Annotated in this window: 11 protein-coding genes; 4 read left to right on the top strand and 7 right to left on the bottom strand. The window is 67.8% G+C overall.

All coding sequences use genetic code 11. The features are described from left to right. Positions 1–859 (top strand): DUF2993 domain-containing protein (locus tag A5706_RS03330; RefSeq protein ID WP_369831793.1); only part of this gene is annotated, 859 nt, incomplete at its 5' end. On the opposite strand, the gene deoC is transcribed toward A5706_RS03330, so the two are convergent. The 6 genes from deoC to A5706_RS03300 form a co-directional block, all read right to left on the bottom strand. Further along, on the bottom strand, positions 856–1,545 hold the full coding sequence (deoC, locus tag A5706_RS03325; RefSeq protein ID WP_068127040.1) for a deoxyribose-phosphate aldolase: 690 nt from the start codon (positions 1,543–1,545) through the stop codon (positions 856–858). The two genes, A5706_RS03330 and deoC, sit on opposite strands and share 4 nt — an antisense overlap. Continuing rightward, complete coding sequence (locus tag A5706_RS03320; protein WP_068127038.1) at positions 1,546–1,965, bottom strand: DUF2599 domain-containing protein; 420 nt, start codon at positions 1,963–1,965, stop codon at positions 1,546–1,548. Positions 1,966–1,969: 4 nt separating this feature from the next. Beyond that, positions 1,970–2,233, bottom strand: a complete 264-nt coding sequence (locus tag A5706_RS03315) for a DUF2516 family protein (protein WP_081665208.1) — start codon at positions 2,231–2,233, stop codon at positions 1,970–1,972. Between the two features lie 100 nt (positions 2,234–2,333). Further along, positions 2,334–2,927 carry a heparin-binding hemagglutinin HbhA gene (hbhA, locus tag A5706_RS03310; protein WP_068127045.1) on the bottom strand — a complete coding sequence of 198 codons (594 nt, stop codon included), beginning with the start codon at positions 2,925–2,927 and terminating at the stop codon, positions 2,334–2,336. 146 nt (positions 2,928–3,073) lie between these two features. After that, positions 3,074–3,493 (bottom strand): helix-turn-helix domain-containing protein, encoded by a 420-nt coding sequence (locus A5706_RS03305; RefSeq protein WP_068127036.1) that lies wholly within the window; start codon positions 3,491–3,493, stop codon positions 3,074–3,076. 84 nt (positions 3,494–3,577) lie between these two features. Continuing rightward, positions 3,578–4,921 carry a DUF445 domain-containing protein gene (locus A5706_RS03300; protein WP_082964171.1) on the bottom strand — a complete coding sequence of 448 codons (1,344 nt, stop codon included), beginning with the start codon at positions 4,919–4,921 and terminating at the stop codon, positions 3,578–3,580. Between the two features lie 133 nt (positions 4,922–5,054). Here A5706_RS03300 and A5706_RS03295 point away from each other — a divergent pair, with 133 nt between their 5' ends. From A5706_RS03295 to A5706_RS03285, 3 genes are all read left to right on the top strand, one after another. Continuing rightward, on the top strand, positions 5,055–5,756 hold the full coding sequence (locus A5706_RS03295; protein ID WP_067151728.1) for a TetR/AcrR family transcriptional regulator: 702 nt from the start codon (positions 5,055–5,057) through the stop codon (positions 5,754–5,756). Between the two features lie 12 nt (positions 5,757–5,768). Beyond that, positions 5,769–6,782: a prenyltransferase gene (locus tag A5706_RS03290; RefSeq protein WP_068127033.1), complete on the top strand. Its 1,014-nt coding sequence runs from the start codon at positions 5,769–5,771 to the stop codon at positions 6,780–6,782. Positions 6,783–6,925: 143 nt separating this feature from the next. Then, positions 6,926–7,789, top strand: a complete 864-nt coding sequence (locus tag A5706_RS03285; protein WP_068127031.1) for a cyclopropane mycolic acid synthase family methyltransferase — start codon at positions 6,926–6,928, stop codon at positions 7,787–7,789. 24 nt (positions 7,790–7,813) lie between these two features. On the opposite strand, the gene A5706_RS03280 is transcribed toward A5706_RS03285, so the two are convergent. Next, on the bottom strand, positions 7,814–8,430 hold a 617-nt coding region (locus tag A5706_RS03280; protein WP_068127030.1), incomplete at its 5' end, for a class I SAM-dependent methyltransferase.

Below are 8,430 nucleotides of genomic sequence, written 5' to 3'. Positions count from 1 at the left end.
GCGTCGATCGTCCGCCACGAGGCGAACTCCAAGGTCGCCCAGGCGGTGGCGTGCGAGGTCAAGGACCAGGCCACCGCTGGCCACCCCCGACCAAGAGCCGGCACCGGTGAAGAAGAAACGACGCCTCCTTCGCGACCCGCTGTCCATCGCGCTGATCCTGATCATCGTTTTCGCGCTCCTGATCGCCGCGCTGATCGGGGGCGAGCTGTACGTCCGCCACGAGGCGAACTCCAAGGTCGCCCAGGCGGTGGCGTGCGAGGTCAAGGACCAGGCCACCGCGTCGTTCGGCGTGACGCCGCTGATGCTGTGGCAACAGGCCACGAAGCACTACACCAACATCTCGGTGCAGACGGCCGGCAACAACATCCGCGATGCCAAGGGCATGAAGCTCAACCTCAACATCCGCGACGTGCGGCTCCAATCGACCGCCAACTCGAAAGGCACCATCGGCTCACTGGACGCCACCATCACCTGGACCAGTGACGGGATCAAGCAGTCGGTGCAGAACGCGATCCCGGTCCTGGGTCCGTTCGTCACCAACAGCGTGACGACTCACCCGGCCGACGGCACCGTCGAGTTGAAGGGCATGTTGGACAACATCACCGCCAAGCCGGTGGTGTCCGGCACCGGGCTGCAGCTGCAGATCGTCAGCTTCAACGCGCTGGGCTTCACCATGCCGAAGGAATCGGTGCAGTCGACGCTGGACGATTTCACTGCCAACTTCACCAAGAACTACCCGCTGGGCATCCACGCCGACAGCGTGCAGGTCACCGATACCGGTGTGACAAGCCACTTTTCGACGCAGAACGCCACCATCCCGAACGACAACACCACCGACCCCTGCTTCGCCAACCTCTAAGAGTCGCCGCCGAGCCCGTCGAGCACCGCCCGGCTGCCAGACAGGCCCAGCCGGGTGGCACCGGCATCCAGCATCGCTAGCGCGTCGGCGGCCGTGCGGATGCCGCCGCTGGCCTTGACGCCCAGCCGCCCGCCGACCGTCTCGGCCATCAGGGCGACGGCGTCCACGGACGCCCCGCCCGCCGGGTGAAAGCCGGTCGAGGTCTTGACGAAGTCGGCGCCGGCGTCCTCGGCCGCGCGGCAGACGTCCGCCAGCGTGTCCCCGCCCGCCCGGGCCAGCAGCACCGCCGATTCCACGATGACCTTGAGCACGGCCCGGGGCACCGCGGTGCGCACCGCCTCGATGTCGCGTCGCACGGCGGCCACGTCGCCGTCCAGCGCGGCGCCGACGTCGATGACCATGTCGATCTCGCCGGCGCCGTCCTGCACGGCCAGCGCGGCCTCGCGCGCCTTGACCTCCGGCACGTGCTTGCCCGACGGAAAGCCCGCCACCGCCGCCACCCGGACGCCGGAGCCGGCGGCATGCGACGCGACCGGGACCATCGACGGGGAGACGCACACGGCGTAGACACCGAGGCCGACCGCCTCGGCGACCAGCGCGGCGACGTCGGCGCGGGTGGCCTCGGGCTTGAGCAGGGTGTGGTCGATCAGGGCCGCCAGCTGGGCCCGCGTGGGTTGGCTCGCCAACTAGAACCCTTCTTCCGGACCGCCGGGGTTGCAGCCGGTGGCGAACATCTCGGCGTCGTCGACCACTGGGCGCCACGGCTCCAGGTTCCAGCTGGTCTTGCCCGGCTGCACGAACTCGGCGAGCTGCCAGTGGCAGACGAACTGCGCGCGCATGCCGGGGGTGTCGGCGTCCGGCGCCAGCGCGAGCACCTCGGCCCACGCCTCGTCGGCCTGCGAAACCGTGCCCGGCTGCCTGGCGGCCACCCGCCCGGACGGTGTGGGAAAGACCCGCAGGCTGGGCAGGCCCTGCCAGCGGGACCACTGGGTGTGGTCGACGAACGGGGGCGCGGGGGTGGCGTCGGCACGGGCGACGGGCGCCGCGGCCTGCGGGCCCAGCAGCACGACCAGCACCACAGCCGGCGCGGCCAGCAGGGCTTTCATCCGGCTAGCGCGACTTGCCCTGAATCTCAAGCAGTTTCGGCCGCACGTCGACCAGATACACCCCGGCGGCGCAGGCGGCGATCGCCATGCCCAGCACGCCGAACACGAAACTCAGCACTGAGGAGAGCGCCACGGCCACGCCGAGGATCACCAACCACACCGGCTTGGTCAGCTTGTCTGCGGCGGTGTACGCGTCGGTTCGCTGCAGCGCTGCGTGCACGAACGCGTACACGGCCGTCAGCGCGACGGCGATCTGCAGGACGAACATGACGATGCTCACGGCGTGGGTCACGCATCAAGGGTATGCGGGCACCGTCCAAAACGTCGACTCCGAGTTGCCTAGGGACAACTCGGAGTCGCTCGTCCGGTTACTTCTGGGTGACCTTCTTGGCCGACGCCTTCTTGGCCGGGGCCTTCTTGGCCGGGGCCTTCTTGGCGGGCGCCTTCTTGGCCGTGGCCTTCTTGGCCGACTCGGCCTTCTTGGGCAGGTCGATGCCGACCAGCTTGGCGGCCCGCTCGCCGACCGCGCGGGTCTGCGACGCGACGGTGCCGAGCGCCTCCTGGGTCAGTTCGACGGCCTGGTCGACGTAGCCCTCGGCGCGCGCCGAGGCGTCCTCGAACGGCCGCTGGCTGCGCAGGCGCTCCAGGGCGGCCTCGCCGCGGTCGACCAGCTCGTTGTAACGGCTGGTCGCGGCCTCCAGGTAACCCTCGGCGGCCTTGCGCAGCTCTTCGGAGGTGAAGCGCTCGCGCAGCTCGGTGAACTGCTCGGGCAGGTCCTCCTGCAGCTTGGACAGGCGAGCGCGGCGGTTCTCGACCCGGCTGCGGGTTTCGGTGCGGGTCTCTTCGGCCCGCTCACGCAGGTTGGTGATCAGGTCGTTGACGGTGGCGAGAGCCAGGTCGGCCGCGCCGAGCGCCGCCAGCAACGGAGCCCGCAAGTCGTCGACGTTGGGGTTTTCAGCCATGGTGTTTCCTTTCATAATTTGTTTCTTATCGGGGTTACTGCGACTTCGATGGGCCTGGCGTCAAACCCCTTCCTTCCGGGTAACCAAGCGCCCTGGCATCTACGCGTCACCAACTCATTGGTGTCATCGGCGCGACTGCGAACGCGTCACTCGTCGCTGTCAGGTTCGCTCGGACTCTCCTCGAAATTGGATTCGTTCTGCTCGGCAAATGACGCGTAGATGTCGAGCAGGATCTGCTTCTGGCGCTCGGTGATCGCCGTGTCGGTGATGATGGCGTCGCGCACCTGGTTTTTGTCGCTGGGCTCGAGGATCCCGGCCCGCACATAAAGCACCTCGGCGGAGATCCGCAGCGCCTTCGCGATCTGGCTCAGGACGTCGGCGGACGGCTTGCGCAGGCCACGCTCCACCTGGCTCAGGTACGGGTTGCTGACGCCGGACCGCTCGGCGAGCTGCCGCACCGAGACCTGGGCGTTCTCACGCAGGTCGCGGATGAAGCTGCCGAGGTCGGAGGCCATGTCGGAGGCCGCCGTCGAAACCTTGGCGGAGAGCTTCTCCTCCTGCGGCATCGAGTACTCCTCGGGTCGGGTGGCCTGGCTTACGGCAACAGACTACGACCCGGTGCTTGCTTTTGCAAGCACTTGTTAGCACCCCTAGAAAAGCAGCTGGGCGACGGCGTAGATGATCAGCCCCGCCAGGGACCCGACGACCGTCCCGTTGATCCGGATGAATTGCAGGTCGCGACCCACGTGCAGTTCGATGCGCCGGCTGGCCTCCTCCGCGTCCCAGCGCTCGATCGTGTCGGTGATGATCGCGGTGATTTCCACCCCGTACTCGGAAACCAGGTGCTGGGCGGCCCGCACGATCCAGCTGTCGACCTTGTCGCGCAGGTCGGCGTCGTCGCGCAGCGACTCCCCGATCCGGACCACGGCGTCGGCGATGCGGGTCCGCAACGTGCTGGACGGGTCGTCGACGCCCTCGAGCACCAGCCGCTTCAGCGTCTTCCACGCCGTCGCGGCCGCGGTGGCGATCTCGTCGCGCGCCATCAGCTGCTCCTTGACCGCATCCGCGCGCGCGATGGTCTCCGGATCGTGCTGCAGGTCGTCGGCGAACTCGAACAGGAAACGCGTCGCCGATCGGCGCAACTCGTGGTCGGGGTTGCGGCGCACCTTGTCGGTGAAGTCCATCAACTCGCGGTGGATCCGGTCGCCGACGAGGTGGTCGATGAACCGCGGCGACCAGCTCGGCGAGTCACGCTCGACGACGCGCTGGATCACCTCCCCGGCGTTCAGCGACCACTGGAACGCCCGGTCGGCCAGCAGTTGGATCAGGGCCTCCTGGCGGTTCTCGGCCAGCAGGGTCGCCAGTACCCGGCCCACCGGCGGGCCCCACTGCGGTTCGGCGATGCGGCGCACGATCATCCGGTCGATCACCTGCTGGACGTCCTCGTCGCGCAACAGCTCCACCAGCACCCGCAGCACCGTCGCCGTCTCGCCGGCCACCCGCTCGGCGTGCGCGGTCTCCGACAGCCACTTACCGAGCCGGCTGGGCACTTGGGCGTCGCGCAACTTGGTTTCGACAACGGGCGGCGACAGGAAGTTCTCCCGCACGAAGGTCCCCAGGCCCTCGCCGAGCTGGTCCTTCTTGCGCTTGATGATCGCGGTGTGCGGAATCGGTATGCCAAGCGGGTGCTTGAACAGCGCGGTGACCGCGAACCAGTCGGCCAGCGCGCCCACCATCCCGGCCTCCGCGGCCGCACCGACGTAGCCCACCCAGGTTGCCGTGACGCCATGGGCCTGCGCCCACCGGCAGGCCAGGAACAGGCCCGTGGCGCCGACGAGGAAGCTCAGCGCCACCAGCTTCATCCGGCGCAGCGCCACCCGCCGCTCGGCGTCGGCCTCCGGGTCCGCCCCGGCGAACGATTCCGCCAGGGACGTCGGCCTCGCTGCGGGCGGCCCGGCTGCTCCGCCCCCAGGGGAGGCTCGGTGTGTCACCACACCATCATGTCTCGCCGTGGCCGGTTAGTGTTACCGCCCTGCTTGGACGGCCCCTGCTCGCGCGGCCCATCCGCCAAAAGGCCCCCGGCAAGCCGTAGTATCGGGGGCGTCTGATGAGTGAGAAGCGGCGACAGTGGCAGAGCGGATCCGGGCTGTGACCGTAAAGACGGATGGTCGCAAGCGGCGCTGGCACCAACACAAGGTGGAGCGCCGCAATGAGTTGGTGGACGGCACGATCGTGGCGATCCGGCAGCGCGGCCGCTTCCTCAGCATGGACGAGATCGCGGCGGAGATCGGGGTCTCCAAGACCGTGCTGTACCGCTATTTCGTCGACAAGAACGACCTGACCACCGCGGTGCTGATGCGCTTCGCGCAGTCGACGCTGATTCCGAACATGGCGGGCGCGCTGACCTCCAACCTGGACGGCTTCGACCTGACCCGCGAGATCATCCGGGTGTATGTCGAGACGGTTGCCGACGAACCGGAGCCGTACCGGTTCGTGATGGCCAACAGCTCGCCGACCAAGAGCAAGGTGATCGCCGACTCCGAGCGGATCATCGCCCGCATGCTGGCAATGATGCTGCGCCGCCGCATGCAGGAGGCCGGGATGGACACCGGCGGCGTGGAGCCCTGGGCCTACATGATCGTCGGTGGCGTGCAGCTCGCGACCCACTCGTGGATCTCCGACCCGCGGATGACCGCCGACGAGCTGATCGACTACCTGACCATGCTGAGCTGGAGCGCGATCTGCGGCATCGTCGAGGCGGGCGGGTCGCTGGAGAAGTTCCGCGAGCAGCCGCACCCGTCGCCGATCGTGCCGCCGCGGGCGCCATGACGTCGGGCTCCGATGGCTGACGTGAGCGCCGGCTCGCGCCTCCGGTCGTGGGCCTACGCGCTTCGCACCACCAACCCGCCCCCGGACGGGCCGGTCGACGCCGTGACGCGCTGGCTCGTGGTCACCCGGGCGGCGGTGCTGCCGATGACCCTGGTCTCCGGGCTGGTGGCGGCCCTGCTGGCGGTCGGCAAATCCGGGCTGGACTGGCGCTGGCTGGTCCTGGCTGTGCTGGGCATCACGCTTGCGCACACCGCCAACAACCTGATGAACGACCTCTACGACACCCAGGTCGGCACCGACAGCGCCACCTACCCGCGCGCGCTGTACGCCCCGCATCCGGTGCTGTCGGGGCTGATCAGCCGGCGCACGCTCGGGTTGGCGATCCTGGCGGTCAACGTCGCGGATCTGGCGATCCTGGTGACGCTGGCGTGGGCGCGGGGGTGGCCGGTGGTGGCGTTCGCGCTTGGCGGGTTCGCCCTCAGCGTCGCCTACACGGCGCCACCGCTGCGGCTGAAGAAGCGCGGCCTCGGCGAGCCGGACGTCTTCGTGGTGTGGGGACCGCTGATGGTGTGCGGCACCTACTACTCCGCGGTGGGCGCGGTCGGGTGGGACGTCGTCGTCGCGTCGCTGCCCTACGGCCTGCTGTGCACGACGGTGCTGATGGGCAAGCACATCGACAAGATCCCCTACGACGAGCCGCTCGGCATCCGGACCCTGCCCGTGCTGCTCGGCGAGGCGCGCGCCCGGGCCGTCACGCTGGGCATGATGGTCGGCTTCTATGCACTGGTGGCCATCGCCGTCGTCGTCGGGGCGATGCCTTGGCCCGCACTGATCGTCGTGTTGGCGCTGCCGCGGCTGGCGAAGGTGTGGCCGTATTTCCGCCGGCCGAGGCCCGACGAACCGCCACCGAACTTCCCGGTGTGGCCGCTGTGGTACGCGGCGTTGGCCTGGGTGCACGTGCGCCAGGCGGGCGCGCTGCTGGTCCTGGGGCTGGCCGTCGGCGCCGTGTTGCGCACGGCTGTGTGACGAACGTGTGACGCAAAGCCGACTTTGGAATGCGACTTGTACGGCCTTAACGGCTAGCATGCAGGGGATGCATCGGGGGTGAACCGCGGCGCACGGTCGCCAGGCCGCCCGGAGCCCCGAGATACAGAAAGGCCCTACCACTCATGTCCGTGCAGCTCACGCCGCATTTCGGGAACGTGCAGGCGCACTACGATCTGTCCGACGACTTCTTCCGGCTGTTCCTGGACCCCACCCAGACCTACAGCTGCGCCTACTTCGAGCGCGACGACATGACGCTCGAGGAGGCGCAGCTGGCCAAGATCGACCTGTCGCTGGGGAAGCTCGGGCTCGAGCCGGGGATGACGCTGCTCGATATCGGCTGCGGTTGGGGCGGGGCGCTGCAACGGGCGGTCGAGAAGTTCGACGTGAACGTGATCGGAATTACCCTCAGCCGCAATCAATTCGAATACAGCAAAACCAGGCTGGCGGGGGTCCCGACCGAGCGCAACGTCGAAGTGCGGTTGCAGGGCTGGGAAGAGTTCGACGACAAGGTCGACCGGATCGTCAGCATCGGAGCATTTGAAGCGTTCAAGGCCGAGCGTTGGCCCGCGTTTTTCGACCGCGCCTATGACATCCTCCCCGGCGACGGCAGGATGCTCCTGCACACAATTTTGGGGCATTCACAGAAGCAGATGCACGAGCGCGGCATCGCTTTGACGATGAGCGACGTGCGGTTCACGCGATTTATCTACACGGAAATCTTCCCGGGCGGGCAGTTGCCGGCGCAGGAAGATATTTTCCCGCTGGCGCATGCCGCCGGATTCAGTGTCGAAAAAGTGCAATTGCTGCGCGAGCATTATGAACGGACGCTGAATATGTGGGCGGCCAACCTGGCGGCGAACAAAGAAAAGGCGATCGCCATCCAGTCCGAGGAAGTCTACGAGCGCTATATGCACTATTTGACGGGGTGCGAGGACTTCTTCCGCAAGGGCATCAGCAACGTCGGCCAGTTCACCCTGGCCAAGTAACGTCCCGGGCGCCGGCGCCGCCGGTCACTTCTCACACGTGAACTGGTTGACGTCCGTGTAGCCCTGGCGGAACAACTTGGCGCAGCCGGTGAGGTACTTCATGTACCGGTCGTAGACCTTCTCCGACTGGATCGCGATGGCCTTGTCCTTGTTGGACTCGAGCGCCGCGGCCCATATTTCCAGCGTCCTGGCGTAGTGCAGCTGAAGTGACTGGATCCGGGTCACCTTGAAACCGGCGTCGCCGGCGTGCTCTTCGACCGACGGGATCGTCGGCAGCCATCCGCCGGGGAAGATCTCGGCCAGGATGAACTGGGTGAAGTGAACGACCTCGTGGGTCAACGGGGTGCCCTGGGCCCTGGCCTCTTTGAAGGTCGGACGCGAGATGGTGTGCAGCAGCATGACCCCGTCGGCCGGCAGCACCCGGTAGGCCATCTTGAAGAAGTGGCCCCACCGTTGGCGGCCGAAGTGCTCGAAGGCGCCGATGGAGACGATGCGGTCGACGGGCTCGTCGAACTTCTCCCAGCCCTCCAGCAGCACCTGCGCTGAGCGGTTCGTGTCCAGCCCGTCGAACATCTGCTGGACGTGCTCGGCCTGGTTCTCCGACAGCGTCAGGCCGACGACGTTGACGTCGTACTTCTCGA

The sequence above is a fragment of the Mycobacterium sp. E796 genome (assembly GCF_001672815.1).
Taxonomy (GTDB): Bacteria; Actinomycetota; Actinomycetes; order Mycobacteriales; family Mycobacteriaceae; genus Mycobacterium.
This window is presented reverse-complemented; position numbering and strand designations above follow the sequence as displayed.